16 protein-coding genes are annotated in these 19,283 nt (G+C 41.0%); 14 read left to right on the top strand and 2 right to left on the bottom strand.

Annotation, left to right across the window (positions count from 1 at the left end):
* The first annotated feature begins 6 nt into the window (after positions 1-6).
* The 10 genes from ldcB (at position 7) to QM406_RS01465 (ending at position 12,641) form a co-directional block, all read left to right on the top strand.
* Positions 7-723 carry an LD-carboxypeptidase LdcB/DacB gene (gene ldcB, locus QM406_RS01420; protein WP_153225197.1) on the top strand — a complete coding sequence of 239 codons (717 nt, stop codon included), beginning with the start codon at positions 7-9 and terminating at the stop codon, positions 721-723.
* Positions 724-999: 276 nt separating this feature from the next.
* Positions 1,000-2,046 (top strand): phenylalanine--tRNA ligase subunit alpha, encoded by a 1,047-nt coding sequence (pheS, locus tag QM406_RS01425; protein WP_153225198.1) that lies wholly within the window; start codon positions 1,000-1,002, stop codon positions 2,044-2,046.
* Positions 2,046-2,555: a GNAT family N-acetyltransferase gene (locus QM406_RS01430; protein WP_153225199.1), complete on the top strand. Its 510-nt coding sequence runs from the start codon at positions 2,046-2,048 to the stop codon at positions 2,553-2,555. The genes pheS and QM406_RS01430 overlap by 1 nt, the downstream gene beginning before the upstream one ends.
* 76 nt (positions 2,556-2,631) lie before the next feature.
* Positions 2,632-5,037 carry a phenylalanine--tRNA ligase subunit beta gene (gene pheT / locus QM406_RS01435; protein WP_414273201.1) on the top strand — a complete coding sequence of 802 codons (2,406 nt, stop codon included), beginning with the start codon at positions 2,632-2,634 and terminating at the stop codon, positions 5,035-5,037.
* Between the two features lie 234 nt (positions 5,038-5,271).
* Entirely contained in the window at positions 5,272-6,165 is an 894-nt protein-coding gene (locus QM406_RS01440; RefSeq protein WP_414273202.1) for an ABC transporter ATP-binding protein, read from the top strand.
* Complete coding sequence (locus tag QM406_RS01445; RefSeq protein ID WP_414273203.1) at positions 6,162-7,361, top strand: ABC transporter permease; 1,200 nt, start codon at positions 6,162-6,164, stop codon at positions 7,359-7,361. Before QM406_RS01440 ends, QM406_RS01445 begins: the two co-directional genes overlap by 4 nt.
* Positions 7,362-7,653: 292 nt before the next feature.
* Positions 7,654-8,229: a DNA-directed RNA polymerase subunit delta gene (rpoE, locus tag QM406_RS01450; RefSeq protein ID WP_049502915.1), complete on the top strand. Its 576-nt coding sequence runs from the start codon at positions 7,654-7,656 to the stop codon at positions 8,227-8,229.
* Between the two features lie 317 nt (positions 8,230-8,546).
* Positions 8,547-10,154, top strand: coding sequence for a CTP synthase (locus QM406_RS01455; protein WP_371607524.1), 1,608 nt, complete (start codon positions 8,547-8,549; stop codon positions 10,152-10,154).
* A gap of 294 nt (positions 10,155-10,448) precedes the next feature.
* Entirely contained in the window at positions 10,449-11,402 is a 954-nt protein-coding gene (locus QM406_RS01460; RefSeq protein ID WP_414273204.1) for a class I SAM-dependent methyltransferase, read from the top strand.
* Positions 11,403-11,450: 48 nt separating this feature from the next.
* A complete protein-coding gene (locus QM406_RS01465; protein WP_414273205.1) occupies positions 11,451-12,641 on the top strand; it encodes an acetate kinase in 1,191 nt (396 codons plus the stop codon).
* Between the two features lie 55 nt (positions 12,642-12,696).
* On the opposite strand, the gene birA is transcribed toward QM406_RS01465, so the two are convergent.
* Positions 12,697-13,632, bottom strand: coding sequence for a bifunctional biotin--[acetyl-CoA-carboxylase] ligase/biotin operon repressor BirA (gene birA / locus QM406_RS01470; RefSeq protein WP_414273206.1), 936 nt, complete (start codon positions 13,630-13,632; stop codon positions 12,697-12,699).
* 210 nt (positions 13,633-13,842) lie between these two features.
* Between birA and QM406_RS01475 the strand changes: the two genes are divergently transcribed.
* The gene (locus QM406_RS01475; RefSeq protein WP_414273207.1) at positions 13,843-15,033 is read left to right on the top strand and encodes an O-antigen ligase family protein; all 1,191 of its coding nucleotides are present in this window, start codon (positions 13,843-13,845) and stop codon (positions 15,031-15,033) included.
* Positions 15,034-15,227: 194 nt separating this feature from the next.
* On the opposite strand, the gene QM406_RS01480 is transcribed toward QM406_RS01475, so the two are convergent.
* A complete protein-coding gene (locus QM406_RS01480; protein WP_375555726.1) occupies positions 15,228-15,776 on the bottom strand; it encodes an NAD(P)H-dependent oxidoreductase in 549 nt (182 codons plus the stop codon).
* Positions 15,777-16,037: 261 nt separating this feature from the next.
* On the opposite strand from QM406_RS01480, the gene QM406_RS01485 reads away from it, so the two are divergent.
* The 3 genes from QM406_RS01485 to asnS all read left to right on the top strand — a co-directional run bounded on the left by QM406_RS01485 (position 16,038) and on the right by asnS (position 19,194).
* Positions 16,038-16,526 carry a DUF5590 domain-containing protein gene (locus QM406_RS01485; RefSeq protein ID WP_414273208.1) on the top strand — a complete coding sequence of 163 codons (489 nt, stop codon included), beginning with the start codon at positions 16,038-16,040 and terminating at the stop codon, positions 16,524-16,526.
* On the top strand, positions 16,523-17,701 hold the full coding sequence (locus QM406_RS01490; protein WP_414273209.1) for a pyridoxal phosphate-dependent aminotransferase: 1,179 nt from the start codon (positions 16,523-16,525) through the stop codon (positions 17,699-17,701). Before QM406_RS01485 ends, QM406_RS01490 begins: the two co-directional genes overlap by 4 nt.
* Positions 17,702-17,850: 149 nt before the next feature.
* Positions 17,851-19,194 (top strand): asparagine--tRNA ligase, encoded by a 1,344-nt coding sequence (asnS, locus tag QM406_RS01495; protein ID WP_414273210.1) that lies wholly within the window; start codon positions 17,851-17,853, stop codon positions 19,192-19,194.
* Positions 19,195-19,283: the final 89 nt, after the last annotated feature.

The following is a 19,283-nucleotide window of genomic DNA, read 5'->3' on the forward strand; positions in this document are numbered from 1 at the left end:
TAAATCATGAAAAAAAGATACCTTATCTTGTCAGGACTACTAGCCCTAACATTGGCGGCTTGTTCGCAAGAAAAACCAGCAACTTCTGACGCAAAAGCTTCTTCAGAGCAAAAGACTGTACAAGAAGGAACCGCGGGAAGTAAGTCTCAGGAAGCGAGCCCAAAAAAGGCAGAAGTGGTCAATAAGGGAGACTACTTTAGCATTCAAGGCAAGTACGATGAAATCATCGTAGCAAATAAACACTATCCATTGTCTAAAGACTATAATCCAGGGGAAAATCCAACAGCCAAGGCTGAGTTGGTCAAACTCATCAAAGCTATGCAAGAGGCAGGATTCCCGATTAGCGATCATTACAGTGGCTTTAGAAGTTATGAGACTCAGACTCAACTTTACCAGGAATACGTTAATCAAGATGGAAAGGCAGAGGCTGACCGCTATTCGGCAAGACCTGGTTATAGTGAACACCAAACTGGTCTGGCTTTTGACCTGATCGGAACAAATGGAGACCTAGTCACTGAAGAAAAGGCAGCCCAATGGCTTTTGGACCATGCAGCAGACTATGGCTTTGTCGTTCGTTATCTAAAAGGTAAGGAAAAGGAAACCGGTTATATGGCTGAAGAATGGCACCTTCGCTATGTTGGCAAAGAAGCCAAAGAAATTGCAGCTAGTGGTCTCAGTTTAGAAGAGTACTATGGATTTGAAGGTGGAGACTATGTTGATTAGTCGCAAAACATCTTGCAAGATTACTTAAATTTTGATAAAATGAATAATAATTAAATAGAAATCTGCAAGACTAGTAACTCAAGGGAAATATATCAGGGAGGAGAGCCGTGACTGCAAGCTCTCTATATGAAAGTTGGGTGAATTCACTTGCGCATGGATTTAGAAATGAAGGTCTGACTTGTCAGATAAAAACGGATGGTACCGCGTGTCAACGCTCCGAGTGGAGTTTTTGGCATGTGGTTTTCTTTTTATCTACGAGAGACTGATGGAGGAATTATGTCAACTATTGAAGAACAATTAAAAGCGCTGCGCGAAGAAACGCTGGCTAGCTTGAAGCAGATTACTGCTGAAAATGAAAAAGAGATGCAAGACTTGCGTGTCTCTGTCCTTGGTAAAAAGGGTTCGCTTACGGAGATTCTTAAAGGAATGAAAGATGTCTCTGCTGAGATGCGTCCAATCATTGGGAAACACGTCAATGAAGCTCGTGATGTCTTGACAGCAGCCTTTGAAGAAACAGCTAAGCTCTTGGAAGAAAAGAAAGTGGAAGCTCAACTAGCAAGTGAGAGCATCGATGTTACACTACCAGGTCGTCTAGTTGCGACTGGTCACCGTCATGTCCTCACACAAACCAGTGAGGAAATCGAAGATATTTTCATTGGGATGGGTTACCAAGTCGTAGATGGTTTTGAAGTGGAGCAAGACTACTATAACTTTGAACGTATGAACCTTCCAAAAGACCACCCAGCTCGTGATATGCAGGATACTTTCTATATCACTGAAGAAATCTTGCTCCGTACCCACACGTCTCCAGTTCAGGCGCGTGCTATGGATGCCCATGATTTTTCTAAAGGTCCTTTGAAAATGATCTCGCCAGGGCGTGTGTTCCGTCGTGATACGGACGATGCGACTCACAGTCACCAGTTCCACCAAATTGAAGGCTTGGTTGTTGGGAAAAATATCTCTATGGCAGACCTTCAAGGAACCCTTCAGTTGATTGTGCAAAAAATGTTCGGTGAAGAGCGTCAGATCCGTCTGCGTCCATCTTACTTCCCATTCACAGAGCCATCTGTTGAGGTGGATGTTTCTTGCTTCAAGTGTGGTGGAGAAGGCTGTAACGTATGTAAGAAAACAGGTTGGATCGAAATTATGGGTGCCGGTATGGTTCATCCACGTGTCCTTGAAATGAGTGGTATCGATGCGACTGTTTACTCTGGATTTGCCTTTGGTCTTGGTCAAGAGCGTGTAGCTATGCTCCGTTATGGAATCAACGATATTCGTGGCTTCTACCAAGGAGATGTCCGCTTCTCAGAACAGTTTAAATAATGATTAGAAAAGTAGAAATGCCAGATGTTGAGGTGTTGGCCAAAATTGCCAAACAAACCTTTCGTGAAACATTTGTTCATGATAATACAGAAGAGCAGTTACAGGAATACTTTGAAGAGGCTTATAGTATGAGAGTTTTGTCAACTGAGTTGGGAAATCCTGACTCCGAAACCTATTTCATTATGCATGAAGAGGAGATAGCTGGTTTTCTCAAAGTCAACTGGGGAAGTGCTCAGACTGAGAGAGAATTAGAGAATGCTTTTGAAATTCAACGTCTCTATGTGCTACAAAAATTCCAAGGATTTGGACTAGGTAAGCAACTGTTTGAATTTGCTCTTGAACTTGCTACAAAAAATAGTTTTTCTTGGGCTTGGCTAGGTGTTTGGGAGCATAATACAAAAGCTCAAGCATTTTATAATCGATATGGTTTTGAAAAATTTAGCCAACATCATTTTATGGTTGGTCAAAAAGTAGATACGGATTGGTTACTGAGAAAGAAATTAAGGTAAGAAGAGGATTCTTCTATTGAAATGATAGGAAAGGAAAAGAACTAGAGTGATAACTGTCATTCTGGAAAACTAAATTATGCTTGTATCTTATAAATGGTTAAAAGAATTGGTGGACATTGATGTGCCATCACAAGAGTTGGCTGAAAAAATGTCAACTACAGGGATCGAGGTAGAAGGTGTTGAATCACCAGCTGCTGGTCTCTCAAAAATTGTCGTCGGAGAAGTCTTGTCTTGCGAAGATGTACCTGAAACACACTTGCATGTTTGCCAAGTCAATGTGGGTGAAGAAGAAGCCCGTCAAATCGTCTGTGGTGCACCAAATGTGCGCGCAGGCATTAAGGTTATGGTGGCTGTTCCAGGTGCTCGTATAGCAGATAACTACAAAATCAAAAAAGGTAAAATCCGTGGTTTAGAGTCACTAGGGATGATCTGTTCACTTGGTGAATTGGGCATTTCTGACTCCGTTGTACCAAAGGAATTTGCAGATGGCATCCAAATTTTGCCAGATGAGGCTGTTCCAGGTGAGGAAGTATTTTCTTATCTAGACTTGGATGATGAAATCATCGAACTTTCCATCACTCCAAACCGTGCAGATGCTCTTTCTATGCGTGGGGTAGCGCACGAAGTAGCAGCTATCTATGACAAGGCAGTCAACTTCAAAGAATTTACTTTAACAGAAACAGACCAAGTTGCAGCGGATGCTCTTTCTGTCAGCATCGACACAGACAAGGCGCCTTACTATGCCGCTCGTATCCTGGACAATGTGACCATCGTACCAAGTCCACAATGGTTGCAAAACCTCCTCATGAACGAAGGCATCCGTCCGATTAATAATGTCGTCGACGTGACCAACTATATCCTGCTTTACTTTGGCCAACCTATGCATGCCTTTGACTTGGATACCTTTGAAGGGACTGACATCCGTGTACGTGAAGCGCGTGCTGGTGAGAAATTAGTGACCTTGGATGGGGAAGAGCGTGAACTTGCAGAAACAGACCTAGTCATCACTGTGGCTGACAAACCAGTAGCCCTTGCAGGTGTCATGGGTGGTCAGGCTACAGAAATCTCTGAAAAATCTAGTCGTGTCGTTCTTGAAGCTGCTGTCTTCAATGGCAAATCTATCCGTAAGACAAGTGGTCGCCTCAACCTTCGTTCAGAATCATCTTCTCGCTTTGAAAAAGGCATCAATGTGGCAACCGTTAATGAAGCCCTTGATGCAGCAGCAAGCATGATTGCGGAATTGGCTGGTGCGACAGTGCGTAAAGGCATCGTTTCAGCGGGTGAGCTTGATACTTCCGATGTAGAAGTTTCTTCAACTCTTGCCGATGTTAACCGTGTCCTTGGTACGGAGCTTTCCTACGCGGATGTAGAGGATGTCTTCCGTCGTCTTGGATTTGGCCTTTCTGGAAATGCAGAAGCCTTCACAGTCAGCGTCCCACGTCGCCGTTGGGATATCACCATCGAAGCGGATCTCTTTGAAGAAATCGCTCGTATCTATGGCTATGACCGCTTGCCAACTAGTCTTCCAAAAGATGACGGTACAGCTGGTGAATTGACTGCGACACAAAAACTTCGCCGTCAAATTCGTACGATTGCTGAAGGAGCAGGTTTGACAGAAATCATCACCTATGCTCTAACAACTCCTGAAAAAGCAGTTGAGTTTACGGCTCAACCAAGTAACCTTACGGAACTCATGTGGCCAATGACTGTGGATCGTTCTGTCCTCCGTCAAAATATGATCTCAGGTATCCTTGATACTGTTGCCTACAACGTGGCTCGTAAGAATAAAAACTTGGCCCTTTACGAGATTGGAAAAGTCTTTGAACAAACAGGAAATCCAAAAGAAGAACTTCCAAATGAGATCAACAGCTTTGCCTTTGCCTTGACAGGCTTGGTTGCTGAAAAAGATTTCCAAACAGCAGCAGTTCCAGTTGATTTCTTCTATGCTAAGGGAATCCTTGAAGCGCTATTTTCTCGCTTGGGACTAGAAGTGACTTATACAGCAACCTCTGAAATTGCTAGTCTTCATCCAGGACGTACAGCCTTGATCTCACTCGGTGACCAAGTCCTTGGTTTCCTCGGTCAAGTACATCCTATTACAGCTAAGGCTTACGACATTCCAGAAACTTATGTAGCAGAGCTCAACCTTTCAGCTATTGAAGCAGCCCTTCAACCAGCTGCTCCATTTGTGGAAATTACTAAATTCCCAGCAGTCAGCCGTGATATCGCTCTTCTCCTCAAAGCAGATGTGACTCACCAAGATGTGGTTGATGCCATCAAATCTGCAGGCGTGAAACGTTTGACAGATATCAAACTCTTTGATGTCTTCTCAGGTGAAAAACTAGGACTTGGTATGAAGTCAATGGCTTATAGCTTGACATTCCAAAATCCAGAAGATAGCTTGACAGACGAACAAGTCGCACGCTACATGGAAAAAATCCAAGCATCACTTGAAGAAAAAGTCAATGCAGAAGTGCGTTAAAGTATCAATCCATCCTTCGGGGTGGATTTTTGCTTTTCAAATAACAATTCAGGATCAAAAATAGACAGTTGAGGAACAGAGAAGATAAATTGGAGTTTACCAGTGTATAATGTACTCATAACTCAAAGTACCCTAAGATTTTTTACTAAAATGAGGATGATAAAATGGACAGAAATTATTGTAAAGGCTATCAAAAAGGAGTATAATGAGTGCAAGACATTTCGGAGGTGAAAGATGCTAGAAGTAAGAAGTCTAGAGAAAAGTTTTGGATCCAAGCAAGTTTTGTTTGGTATTGACTTTCAAGCGCGACCAGGTCGTATTTTGGGGCTAGTCGGGAAAAACGGTGCTGGGAAAACAACGATTTTCCACAGTATTTTGAAGTTTTTAGAATATCAGGGAGAAATCAGTCTAGATGGTCAGGATATTCGTCAAGAGACCTACGCTCGGATTGGCTATCTGCCTGAAGAACGCAGTCTCATGCCTAAATTGACAGTCCTTGAACAAGTTCGTTACTTGGCGACCCTAAAAGGCATGGACACCAAGGAAATCAAAGAAAAACTCCCTCAATGGATGGAAAAACTGGAAGTTAAGGGGAAACTGACGGACAAGATTAAAAGTCTCTCAAAAGGAAATCAACAGAAGATTCAGTTGATTATCACTTTGATTCATGAACCAGACTTGATTATCCTAGATGAGCCTTTTAGTGGCTTGGATCCAGTTAATACCGAACTTCTTAAGCGGGTTATCTTGAAAGAAAAAGAACGCGGCGCGACCATTATCTTTTCTGACCATGTCATGACCAATGTCGAAGAACTTTGTGATGATATCCTCATGATTCGTGATGGGCGTGTGGTCTTGCATGGACCGGTTCAAGAGGTTCGCAATCAATACGGGAAAACACGACTTTTTGTTTCTAGTGACCGAAGCAAGGAAGAACTGGAGAGCCTTCCTCATGTCAAACAGGTTAGCTTGACCAAGCAAGGCAGTTGGAAGTTAATCTTGGATGATGAAAGTGCAGGTAGAGAGCTCTTTCCAATCTTGACTCAAGGTCGATATATCGCGACTTTTGATCAACAAGCTCCAACAATCGATGAAATCTTTAAATTAGAATCAGGGGTGGAAGTATGAGAAATATGTGGGTTGTAATCAAAGAAACCTATCTAAGACATGTCAAGTCGTGGAGTTTCTTCTTTATGGTGATTTCGCCTTTCCTCTTTTTAGGTCTTTCTGGAGGAATTGGTGTTCTCCAAGGTTCTTCCTTGGCTCAAAATAGTAAGGTAGCAGTAGTTAGTTCTGTTCCTCTTGTTACAGAGGAACTTAAATCGACCAATGGTCTTAACTTTGACTATAAGGATGAAGCAAGTGCCCAAGTCGCTATCAAAGATGAAAAAATAAAAGGCTATCTAACCATTGACCAGGAGAATAGTGTCCTCAGGGCAGTCTATCATGGTGAGACTTCACTAGAGAGTGGCATTAAGTTAGCAGTGACCGCTAAGTTGAATGAACTTCAATCCCAACTCAACCGTTCAGAAGCAAATTTGTCTCAGGAACAGGAAAAACGCTTGGCTCAAACGGTTCAATTTACAGAGAAAATTGATGAAGCCAAGGAAAATAAAAAGATGGTCCAAACCTTTGCTGCTGCAGGACTGGGCTTCTTCCTTTATATGATTTTGATTACTTATGCTAGTGTCACTGCTCAAGAAGTGGCCAGTGAGAAAGGGACTAAAATCATGGAAGTGGTCTTCTCAAGTATTCGTGCCAGCCATTACTTCTACGCTCGCATGATCGCCCTGCTCCTAGTCATTTTAAGTCATATTGGGATTTATGTTGTAGGTGGACTTGGAGCTATCTTATTCTTTAAGGATATGCCTATCTTGGCAAATTCAGGTATTCTAAATCACTTGGGAGAAGCCTTTTCGATCAATACCTTGTTGTTTGTCTTGGTTAGTCTCTTTATGTATGTAGTCTTGGCTGCCTTCTTAGGTTCTATGGTTTCGCGACCTGAAGATTCTGGTAAGGCCTTATCGCCTTTGATGCTTTTGATTATGGTAGGTTTCATTGGGGTAACAGTATTAGGAACTTCTGGTGATAATTTGATTTTGAAAATCGGTTCTTACATCCCATTCGTTTCAACCTTCTTTATGCCATTCAGAGCTATCAATGGTTACGCAAATGGACTAGAAGCTTGGATTTCTCTTGCTATAACAGTCATTTTTGCAGTAACTGCAACAGTCTTTATCGGACGCATGTATGCTAGTTTGGTCCTTCAAACAGATGATTTGGGGATCTGGAAAACCTTTAAACGAGCTTTGAGTTATAAATAAAGTATCGGACCTGTGAGTGTATCTCCCAGGTCTTTTATACTCTTCGAAAATCTCTTCAAACCACGTCAGCTTCCATCTGCAACCTCAAAACAGTGTTTTGAGCAGCCTGTGGCTAGCTTCCTAGTTTGCTCTTTGATTTTCATTGAGTATTAATTAGCTGAAATATTTCACATTTATTTCTCCTAAACCTTTGACTATTAGGCAAAATTATCGTACAATAAAGAGTACATGATAAAATGAGACCGGAGTTTATCCACTCTGGCGTTAGTAGTAAAAAATGAGGAGAAACGCTTTGGAATTAGAAGTATTTGCTGGGCAAGAAAAAAGTGAACTATCTATGATTGAGGTGGCTCGTGCCATCTTGGAACTCCGTGGTCGTGATCACGAAATGCATTTTAGTGATTTGGTTAATGAAATCCAAAACTATCTCGGTACCTCTAATAGCGATATTCGTGAAGCTTTGCCTTTGTTCTATACAGAGTTGAACTTTGACGGTAGCTTTATCTCACTTGGAGATAACAAATGGGGCCTTCGTTCATGGTATGGAGTGGATGAAATCGATGAGGAAATCATTGCTCTTGAAGAAAGTGATGATGAAGAAGTAGCACCTAAGGCTAAGAAAAAACGTGTCAACGCCTTTATGGATGGTGATACAGATGCTATTGATTACAGTGCAGATGATCCAGAGGATGAAGACGCCTACGAAGAAGATCCAGCTCTTTCTTATGATGATGAAAATCCAGATGATGAGAAGAATGAAGTGGAAGCCTACGATGCTGAAATCAATGAAATCGCCCCAGATGATCTAGACGAAGAAGTCGATCTTAATGAAGAAGACGACGAAGACTCTGAAGAAGAGGAAGAATAAAAATAAAAAGGAGTTGGAGCTGGAATCGGTCTATCAAGTCTCGATTTCCTAGTCCAGCTTTTTTGTATTAATTTGAATTAGTTTTGTAAGCTGGAATGCGCCAAGTCAACGATTTGTTCTATTTGACAAATGGTTCATTTTGAGGTAATATATTGTTCGGGCACCTCTTTTAGAGGTCGGAGCTCCCTAGTTATTAGGGAGCTATTTTTGTTTTTCCAGGAAGCTTTTCTTCTTGGGGTGTAGTTATTGATGAAGGTCTTGTTTTCTCAATCCCCTGTTAGTGAACAAGACCTTGAGCATTTTAGAAAGAGGAATCTATGTCTACGAAATATATTTTTGTCACTGGTGGTGTGGTGTCGTCTATTGGAAAAGGGATCGTTGCAGCGAGTCTTGGACGTCTTTTAAAAAACCGTGGTTTGAAGGTGACCATTCAAAAATTTGACCCTTATATCAATATCGACCCAGGAACCATGAGCCCTTACCAGCACGGAGAAGTCTTTGTAACTGATGATGGGGCTGAGACAGATTTGGACTTGGGCCACTATGAACGTTTTATCGATATCAACCTCAACAAATACTCAAACGTGACAACTGGTAAAATCTACAGCGAAGTTCTTCGTAAGGAACGCCGTGGAGAGTACCTTGGAGCAACTGTCCAAGTTATTCCTCATATTACAGATGCCTTGAAAGAAAAAATCAAGCGTGCTGCCCTAACGACTGACTCTGACGTTATTATTACAGAGGTTGGTGGAACAGTCGGCGATATCGAGTCCCTTCCATTCTTAGAAGCTCTTCGTCAGATGAAGGCAGATGTGGGTGCAGATAATGTCATGTATATCCATACGACCTTGCTTCCTTACCTCAAGGCAGCTGGAGAAATGAAGACCAAGCCGACTCAACACTCTGTCAAAGAATTGCGTGGTTTGGGAATCCAGCCAAATATGTTAGTCATTCGTACAGAAAAACCAGCAGGACAAGGGATTAAAAATAAACTAGCCCAGTTCTGTGATGTGGCGCCAGAAGCAGTTATCGAGTCCTTGGATGTGGATCATCTTTACCAAATTCCACTGAACTTGCAGGCACAAGGTATGGACCAAATTGTCTGTGACCACCTGAAATTAGACGTACCAGTAGCAGATATGACAGAATGGTCAGCCATGGTGGACAAGGTTATGAATCTAAAAAAACAAGTCAAAATTGCTCTTGTTGGTAAGTATGTCGAGTTGCAAGATGCCTACATTTCTGTCGTAGAGGCCTTGAAACACTCTGGTTATGCCAATGATGCAGAAGTCAAGATTGATTGGGTCAATGCTAACGATGTGACAGCTGACAATGTGGCAGAACTTCTATCTGACGCTGACGGAATCATCGTTCCAGGTGGTTTTGGCCAACGTGGAACAGAAGGTAAGATTGAAGCGATTCGCTATGCGCGTGAAAATGATGTACCAATGCTTGGAGTCTGCTTGGGTATGCAGTTGACCTGTATCGAGTTTGCACGTAATGTCTTAGGTCTTGAAGGAGCTAATTCAGCAGAGCTAAATCCTGATACCAAATACCCTATCATCGATATCATGCGTGATCAGATTGATGTTGAGGACATGGGTGGGACCCTTCGTTTGGGACTTTATCCTTCTAAGTTAAAACGTGGTTCTAAGGCAGCGGCAGCTTATCATAACAAAGAGGTGGTGCAACGCCGTCACCGTCACCGTTATGAGTTTAACAATGCTTTTCGTGAACAGTTTGAAGGAGCAGGTTTTGTCTTTTCAGGAGTGTCACCAGATAATCGTTTGGTAGAAATTGTGGAAATTCCAGAAAATAAATTCTTTGTAGCTTGTCAGTACCATCCAGAGCTATCAAGTCGTCCAAACCGCCCAGAAGAACTCTACACTGCTTTTGTAACAGCAGCTGTCGAAAATAGTAAATAGGTAAATGAAGAGACTGGGCAAAAAGTCTTAAAATCAGAAAATGCATATTGTCAGGTTAAAAAAACTTGATAGTATGCATTTTATTTTCACTATTTTTTGATATAGTAGAATGAAATAAAATCTGAACAAATCAACTAGGAAAGTCCAATCAATTTATAGGAAGGCTTTAGAAGTTAAATTGTACTGTTCTATATTCAATTTAATGTAAAATTGAGTTTTTCACCAGTCTCTTTTATTTATTTTTAGCATTATGAAAATCTGGAAAAAGGACATTATTTTTGGTAAGATAAGGGTATGGATTTTGAAAAAATTGAACAAGCATATACCTATTTACTAGAAAATGTCCAAATCATTCAAAATGATTTGACGACAAATTTTTACGATGCCTTAATTGAGCAAAATGGAATCTATCTGGATGGTCAGACGAATCTGGAAGATATCAAGAAAAACAATCAAGCTTTAAAACGATTGGCTCTTCGAAAAGAAGAGTGGTTACGAACCTACCAATTCTTATTAATGAAGGCAGCGCAAACGGAACCTCTTCAGGCCAACCACCAGTTTACACCAGATGCGATTGGTCACTTGATGATTTTTTTGATGGAGCAATTGTGGCCTGCTAAAGATCTAAGTCTACTAGAATTGGGCTCTGGGATGGGAATTCTGGGTGCTAGCTTTTTAACGTCCATGAACAAAAAGGTAGATTACCTAGGGATTGAGATAGACGACCTCTTGATTGATCTGGCAGCAAGCATGGCGGAAGTTATGGATCTTCAAATGGGCTTTGTCCAAGGAGATGCAGTACGTCCACAAGTATTAAAAGAAAGTGATTTTATTGTGAGCGACCTCCCGATTGGCTACTACCCGGACGATCAGATTGCCTCTCGTTACCAAGTAGCAGCAAAGGATGAACATACTTATGCTCATCATCTATTAATGGAGCAATCTCTCAAGTATCTTAAGACGGGAGGTTATGCTATTTTCCTTGCTCCAACAGATCTTTTGACGAGTCCCCAGAGTGACCTCTTGAAATCCTGGCTGACTGACCAGGCTCAACTAGTAGTTATCGTAGCTTTACCAGAGGATCTCTTCGCTCAAGGGGCCCAGTCTAAGACCATTTTTGTTCTACAAAAGAAAGTGGTAGAAGGCTTTGAGCCATTCGTTTATCCACTTGCTAGTCTTCGTGATCCTGAAATTTTGTTGGAATTTAAGGAAAATTTTCAAAATTGGTGTCAAGAACATGAAATCTAGTATAAATTTTGATATAATAGTTGAAAACGCTTAAAAAGGGGAAACATTATGACAAAAACCATTGCAATTAACGCTGGAAGCTCTAGCTTGAAATGGCAACTTTACCAAATGCCAGAAGAAAAGGTGCTTGCAAAAGGGTTGATTGAACGCATTGGGTTGAAAGATTCTATTTCTACAGTTAAGTTCGATGGTCGTTCAGAACAGCAAGTTCTTGACATTGAAAACCACACTTTAGCTGTAAAAATCTTGCTTGATGACTTGATTCGTTTTGATATTATCAAATCTTATGATGAAATTACTGGTGTTGGACACCGTGTTGTTGCAGGTGGAGAATACTTCAAAGAGTCTACAGTTGTTGAAGGGGATGTTCTAGAAAAAATCGAAGAACTAGGACTTCTTGCTCCATTGCACAACCCTGCAAATGCTGCTGGAATTCGTGCCTTCAAAGAATTGTTGCCAGAGATCACAAGTGTAGCAGTTTTTGACACATCATTCCATACAACAATGCCAGAAAAAGCCTACCGTTATCCATTACCAACTAAGTATTATACAGAAAACAAGGTTCGTAAATACGGAGCGCACGGTACAAGCCACCAGTACGTTGCTCAAGAAGCAGCGAAACTCTTGGGACGTCCACTTGAAGAATTGAAATTGATTACCTGTCACATCGGTAATGGTGCTTCTATTACAGCTGTTAAGGGTGGTCAATCTGTTGATACTTCAATGGGATTCACTCCACTTGGTGGTGTTATGATGGGAACTCGTACAGGAGATATTGACCCGGCTATCATTCCGTATTTAATGCAATATACAGAGGACTTTAACAAGCCTGAAGATATCAGTCGCATCCTCAATCGCGAGTCAGGATTGTTGGGTGTTTCAGGTAAGTCTAGTGATATGCGTGATGTTCAAGCGGCAATGGAAGCAGGTGATCCTGATGCAACCTTGGCTCTTGAAATGTACGTTGACCGTATCCAGAAACACATCGGACAATACTTGGCTGTCCTAAACGGAGCAGATGCCATTATCTTTACTGCAGGAGTTGGTGAAAATGCAGCTGGTGTGCGTGAAAAAGTTATCACTGGTATTTCTTGGTTCGGTTGTGATGTAGATCCAGAGAAAAATGTCTTTGGTGTGACTGGAGATATCTCAACAGAAGCAGCAAAAATTCGTGTACTTGTTATTCCAACAGATGAAGAACTCGTTATCGCGCGTGACGTTGAACGTTTGAAAAAATAACAGATGAAAAAATCGACCTTCAATAAGAAAGGTCGTTTTTTTTCATCGAGTAGAGCTACCATTTAGTGAGCGAAACTTCACCACTATTGAGCCAAATCTTTTCACCGTTGGCTAATTCTATCTGTAGTTGTCCTTGATCAGAGATGTCACAGGCTTTTCCTGTGATAGTTTGGTGCTCTTGCTTAAAGGAGACTTCTTTTCCTAAAACGATTGAGCGTTTTTTATAGAGATAGAGGAGTTCATCGGCTTCTGTTTCGTAGAAACATTTCCAGATTTCAGCAATCAATTCATTGCGAGTAATGGGAGTCTTTTGAGAAAATAAGCTTCCAGCTTTAGTTTGTAGATTCTTGGGAAATTCAGCGATAGAAAAGTTGATCCCGACCCCAATGATAACATCTGTAACGAGACCAGTTTCTACGGAGGTAATGGCTTCGGTTAGAATACCAGCAATTTTTTTCTGGTTCAGATAAATGTCATTGACCCACTTGATATCCACGTCGATTAAACTAAGGTTTTTGATAGCCTTGTAGATAGCTCCAGCTGTTAGAAGTGTATAGGCTGGAAGATTCTGGTAAGGGAGATTGGGTTGTAAGTGAAGGGACATGTAAATCCCCCCTTTATCTGGAGAAAAATAGGGACGTTGAAAACGGCCACGCCCCATGGTTTGACTAGTGGAAAGGTAGAGCCTATCTCCTTTTTCACCAGCTTCCATAGCCTCTTTAGCATCGGTTTGGGTAGATTTTGTTGAGGGTTTAAACTGGACAGTAATGGGACTATTTGCTTCGATTTCCTGAGGTAAGATAAGATCACCGTCAAGAAGTTTATACCCACGGTTTTTGATACTGTCAATCTCCAGTCCCTCTTGTTGGAGACGTTGGATCGCCTTCCATACGGAAGTTCGAGATAGTTTTAATCTCTCAGCTATTTTTTCTCCGCTTAGATAATCGGTCTCAGTAGCTAGTATTTTATAGACTTCTTGGTAGGATTTCATGCTAGACCCTTTCTGGAATAATTAGATTTATTGTACCATATTTTTAAAAAAGGGATAGCGATTTTCAAGTAATCTTAGTTAACTATAAAATTTTACTTTGTTTTAGTCACGATGATAGAGGCAAAGAGGTTTTCAAATCTCTTGAAAAATGGTAAAATGTTTTAATAACTTATTTATCTGAATGTGATATTCAGAAGGAAAGGATCTGTTGTGAAATCAATAGGTGTCATTGAAAAGTTAAAAAGTTTATCGAAACAAGAAGGACTTCTTTTGGGAGTTATTCTGAGTATTTTTCTTCCTTTTTATCTTTTTGTTATTATTTTTATCTCTTACTTACTTTGGTTAGTATATACTGGGGAGATGAAGGGGATCTTGAAACGTTTGTCTCAACACCCTGTCTTGCTCTTTTTTATTGCTTATAGCACTGCAATTTCTCTTCTGGCACAAAATGTGATGGGAGTAGTTTCTTCGGTGGCCATGTTTCTGTTTGCCATCTTCTTTTACTACTATCAATCCCAGTTGACTCCTAAATTTTTCAGGTTGACGATTGAAGGAATATTAGCCTTAAGTGTCTTTGCAGCAGTCTTTGCAGCCTTGGAACATTTCCAAATTGTAAAGAAATTTGATTATACCTTCCTCTCACCACGAATGCAGGTTTGGCATCAAAACCGAGCGGAGGTTGCCTTCTTTAACCCTAATTACTATGGAATTATCTGTTGTTTCTGTATCATGATTGGTTTTTATCTGATTAGCACAACTAAGTTAAGGTGGTTACGAATCTTTTCTATGATTGCCATCTTTGCTAATTTATTCGGTTTAAACTTTACGCAGAATCGTACAGCTTTTCCAGCCATCATCTTTGGAGCCATCATTTACCTCTTCACGACCATTAAAAACTGGCGTGCCTTCTGGCTTAGTATAGGAGTTTTTGGGGTTGGTTTAGCCTTTCTATTTTCGAGTGATTTGGGTGTTCGAATGGGAACCTTAGATTCATCTATGGAAGAACGTGTTTCTATCTGGAATGCTGGAATGGCCTTGTTTAAGCAAAATCCATTCTGGGGTGAAGGACCGCTAACCTACATGCACTCTTTCCCTCGTATTGGAGCACCTTATCATGAACATGCTCATAGTATTTATATAGATACGATTTTGAGTTATGGAGTTGTCGGTACCGTTCTCTTGGGGATTGCTTCTACCACTCCGGTACGAATGTTGATTGATATGAGTCAAGTACCTAGTAAGCGTCCTATCCTTGGACTTTACCTCTCTTTCTTGACAGTAGTAGCTGTGCACGGAATTTTTGATTTGGCTCTCTTTTGGATTCAATCATCCTTTATTTTCCTATTAGTGATGTGTAGTTTACCACTAAAACATAGTATGATTGATGAATTAGTTGATTAAGAAAAAGGCGGTGGGACAGAAATCGATAGACAAAGTCTCGATTTCGTTGTCCCAGCCCCGCGAGGATGATTAGGAGCTTTTTGGAGTCAAAAAGACGAACAAAAAGTTCAATCAGCTACCGCGTCAAAGTTTGATTGCTAATAAAAAGTGAGGTTGGGATCTTTTGTCCCAACCTCTTCTTTTTTTCAATTCAATTATTGAATAGCTTGAACCAAGTCTTCAGCTTGTTGTTTTAGTGAAGTAGCAACACTGTCTTCAAGGACTAGTTTACCATCTACCCAAGCAGAATCATTGATACGAGCTGCAGTGAATTCACCTACAACTTGTGTACGGATGAATGGCAAGAGGTCTTTGTAGATTGCAAAGAGTTGTTCATGACCTGCATTTGCTACTGAAGACACAGTAACAATTTTATCTTGAAGGGCAGATGGACCACGAGTTTCAGATAAGTCAAGAGCGCGTGAAAGCCAGTCAAGCAAGTTTTTCACTGTTCCAGGAATTGAGAAGTTGTAGACTGGAGAGAAAATCCAGATAGCATCAGCAGCCAGAACAGCTTCACGAGCCGCTGCTACAGCTGGAAGAGTTGGAACTTCAAGTTCTTGGTTAAAAAGTGGGATTGCTGAGTAGTCAAGGTAGCTAATCTCAGCTTTTCCTGCAAGAGCTTTTTCGGCTTCTAGCGCCATTTGGTGGTTGAAAGAACCTTCACGAAGTGAACCAACGATAAATAATACTTTTTTAGACATAGGGAGTCTCCTTTATATTTTAATCAGAGCTTTTTCTGTTGTTATAAATGATGTTACAACAAAATGAAATCATTTGCAAGAAATTTGCCCAGAAAATAAAAATCGATGATAGTCAAGATTATTTTTAGGAGTAGAGATTAGGAACAGTCTGTGAAATCAATAATTCAAGCGTCATATACTCCTGTCATAAGAGAAGTTCCGTGCTAAATCCTCCTCCTTTATTTACTTGTAATTCACTTGGATAGATGGTAAAATAGACGAGTGAAAATGAGACAGAAAAAAGAAAAAAATTCCCTATTATTTCAGTACAGTATTGGCTTAACCATGCTGGCTCTAGTTGTGACCTCTTCCTTTCTTTATTTGGTTTGGCTTGGTATGAAGCCTTATCGAACTGCAAAGACAGAAGGGGAGAGACTGGCCAAGCAGTATGCGAATCTAGAAACGGTTAGTCAGATTGACTTTTTTAATGGTTTAGAGAGCTACTATAGTGTCCTCGGCCAAGATAAAAATCAAAAGCCAATAGCTGTTTTAATTGAGAAAAATAGTCAAAAAATCTATGTGTATCAACTAGAAAGTGGCACTTCACAAGAAAAAGCAGAAGCAGTTGTCAGAGAAAAAGGAGCAACTGAGATTGACACGATTACCTTTGGACGGTATGCTGATAAACCCGTCTGGGAAATCAAGTCTGGTGGAGACTACTATCTGGTTGATTTTGAAACAGGTGTCATACTCGAAAAGGAGAAGCTATGAAATTATCTAAACGTGTCTTAGAAATGGAAGAAAGCGTCACTCTGGCTAGTGATGCAAGAGCTAAGAAATTAAAGGCTGAAGGAAAAGATGTTCTTTTCTTAACTTTAGGTCAGCCTGATTTTCATACTCCTGAGAATATTCAGGATGCTGCAGTTGAGGCTATTCGAGATGGACGTGCTTCTTTCTATACGGTGGCTTCAGGTTTGCCTGAATTAAAAGCAGCGGTCAATACCTATTTTGAACGCTATTATGGTTATTCTGTAAAGCCTAATGAGGTGACTTTTGCAACTGGTGCCAAGTTCTCTCTTTATACTTTCTTTATGGCTGTGGTTAATCCAGGAGATGAGGTTATCATTCCAACACCTTACTGGGTTAGCTATGGGGATCAGGTTAAGATGGCTGAAGGTGTACCAGTATTTGTCCAAGCCAAGGAAGACAATCACTTTAAAGTAACTGTGGAGCAATTAGAAGCAGCTCGCACAGATAAGACAAAGGTTTTGGTTCTCAATTCCCCATCTAATCCTACCGGTATGATTTATTCTCGTGAGGAACTCTTGGCTATCGGAAATTGGGCTGTTGAACATGACATTCTTATCCTAGCAGATGATATTTATGGTCGTTTGGTCTATAACGGGAATGAGTTTGTGCCAATCTCTAGTCTATCAGAAGCTATTCGCAAGCAAACCATTGTCATTAACGGGGTATCAAAAGCCTACGCAATGACAGGTTGGCGGGTGGGTTATGCAGTAGGTGATCCAGCAATCATCGCTGCTATGAGCAAATTGACTGGTCAAACAACTTCTAACCTAACCGCTGTTTCACAATACGCAACAATCGAGGCATTAACTGGACCGCAAGATTCTGTAGAAGTCATGCGTCAAGCTTTTGAAGAACGTTTGAATACCATCTATCCACTCTTGTGTGAAGTCCCTGGTTTTGAAGTTGTCAAACCTCAAGGAGCTTTCTATCTCTTCCCAAATGTTAAAAAAGCTATGGAGATGAAAGGCTATACAGATGTAACAGCATTTACAACGGCTATTCTTGAGGAAGTTGGTCTGGCCTTGATTACGGGAGCAGGCTTTGGTGCGCCAGAGAATGTCCGTCTCAGCTATGCGACAGACTTGGAAACTCTTAAAGAAGCTATTCGTCGTTTGCATCTATTTATGGAAAAATAAAAATAAGATCTTCGTCGTCTTGACGGAGATTTTTTTGGATAAAACCTGAGATTTTTCTCTGATAGAATCTAGCTATCAGGCATTATTTGTGGTACAATAGTGGGTAATAATGTCTTTAGACAAGTTAAACAAAAAAAGGAAGATAAAACATGACAAAACGTGTAACAATTATCGAAGTAAAAGATTACGTTGGTCAAGAAGTCACTATCGGTGCTTGGGTTGCCAACAAATCTGGAAAAGGGAAAATTGCCTTCTTGCAATTGCGTGATGGAACAGCCTTCTTCCAAGGTGTGGCCTTTAAACCAAACTTTGTAGAAAAATTTGGTGAAGAAGTGGGGCTTGAGAAGTTTGATGTCATCAAACGCTTGAGCCAGGAAACTTCTGTTTATGTGACAGGTATTGTCAAAGAAGACGAACGTTCTAAGTTTGGTTATGAGTTGGACATTACAGACATCGAAGTGATCGGTGAATCTCAAGATTACCCAATCACTCCAAAAGAACACGGAACAGACTTCTTGATGGACAACCGTCACTTGTGGTTGCGTTCACGCAAACAAGTCGCTGTCATGCAAATCCGTAACGCTATCATCTATGCGACTTATGAGTTCTTCGACAAGAACGGCTTTATGAAGTTTGATAGCCCAATTCTTTCAGGAAATGCAGCAGAAGATTCTACAGAACTTTTCGAAACAGACTACTTCGGAACACCAGCCTACTTGAGCCAATCTGGTCAGCTTTATCTTGAAGCTGGGGCTATGGCTCTTGGTCGTGTCTTTGACTTTGGTCCAGTATTCCGTGCTGAAAAATCAAAAACTCGTCGTCACTTGACTGAATTCTGGATGATGGATGCGGAGTACTCATACTTGACACACGATGAGTCACTTGATTTGCAAGAAGCTTATGTAAAAGCATTGCTTCAAGGTGTTCTTGATCGTGCTCCTCAAGCCTTGGAAACCTTGGAACGTGACACTGAGCTCTTGAAACGCTACATTGCAGAGCCATTCAAACGCATCACTTACGATCAAGCCATTGACCTCTTGCAAGAGCATGAAAATGATGAAGACGCTGACTACGAGCATCTTGAACATGGTGATGACTTTGGTTCACCACACGAAACTTGGATCTCAAACCACTTTGGTGTACCAACATTTGTCATGAACTACCCAGCAGCCATCAAGGCCTTCTACATGAAACCAGTTCCTGGAAATCCAGAGCGCGTGCTTTGTGCAGACTTGCTTGCTCCAGAAGGTTACGGAGAAATCATCGGTGGTTCTATGCGTGAGGAAAACTATGATGCCCTTGTCGCTAAGATGGATGAACTTGGGATGGATCGTACAGAGTACGAATTCTACCTTGACCTTCGTAAATACGGTACAGTACCACACGGTGGATTTGGTATCGGTATCGAGCGTATGGTAACCTTCGCAGCTGGAACTAAACACATCCGTGAAGCTATTCCATTCCCACGTATGTTGCACCGTATCAAACCTTAATAGCCATAAAAACGCCGTCTGGCGTTTTTATACTCTTTGAAAATCAAATTCAAACTACGTCAGCTTCACCTTGCCGTACATGTGTTACT

It is taken from the genome of Streptococcus infantis (assembly GCF_047465035.1).
Taxonomy (GTDB): domain Bacteria; phylum Bacillota; class Bacilli; order Lactobacillales; family Streptococcaceae; genus Streptococcus; species Streptococcus infantis_T.

Excerpts from the sequence above, each read along its gene's own strand:
- QM406_RS01460 (WP_414273204.1), top strand. The coding sequence starts at position 10,449 with ATGGATTTTGAAAAAATTGAACAAGCATATACCTATTTACTAGAAAAT.
- pheT (WP_414273201.1), top strand. The coding sequence starts at position 2,632 with ATGCTTGTATCTTATAAATGGTTAAAAGAATTGGTGGACATTGATGTG.
- QM406_RS01490 (WP_414273209.1), top strand. The coding sequence starts at position 16,523 with ATGAAATTATCTAAACGTGTCTTAGAAATGGAAGAAAGCGTCACTCTG.
- QM406_RS01430 (WP_153225199.1), top strand. The coding sequence starts at position 2,046 with ATGATTAGAAAAGTAGAAATGCCAGATGTTGAGGTGTTGGCCAAAATT.
- QM406_RS01455 (WP_371607524.1), top strand. The coding sequence starts at position 8,547 with ATGTCTACGAAATATATTTTTGTCACTGGTGGTGTGGTGTCGTCTATT.
- QM406_RS01445 (WP_414273203.1), top strand. The coding sequence starts at position 6,162 with ATGAGAAATATGTGGGTTGTAATCAAAGAAACCTATCTAAGACATGTC.
- QM406_RS01465 (WP_414273205.1), top strand. The coding sequence starts at position 11,451 with ATGACAAAAACCATTGCAATTAACGCTGGAAGCTCTAGCTTGAAATGG.
- asnS (WP_414273210.1), top strand. The coding sequence starts at position 17,851 with ATGACAAAACGTGTAACAATTATCGAAGTAAAAGATTACGTTGGTCAA.
- birA (WP_414273206.1), bottom strand. The coding sequence starts at position 13,632 with ATGAAATCCTACCAAGAAGTCTATAAAATACTAGCTACTGAGACCGAT.
- QM406_RS01480 (WP_375555726.1), bottom strand. The coding sequence starts at position 15,776 with ATGTCTAAAAAAGTATTATTTATCGTTGGTTCACTTCGTGAAGGTTCT.
- ldcB (WP_153225197.1), top strand. The coding sequence starts at position 7 with ATGAAAAAAAGATACCTTATCTTGTCAGGACTACTAGCCCTAACATTG.
- pheS (WP_153225198.1), top strand. The coding sequence starts at position 1,000 with ATGTCAACTATTGAAGAACAATTAAAAGCGCTGCGCGAAGAAACGCTG.
- QM406_RS01440 (WP_414273202.1), top strand. The coding sequence starts at position 5,272 with ATGCTAGAAGTAAGAAGTCTAGAGAAAAGTTTTGGATCCAAGCAAGTT.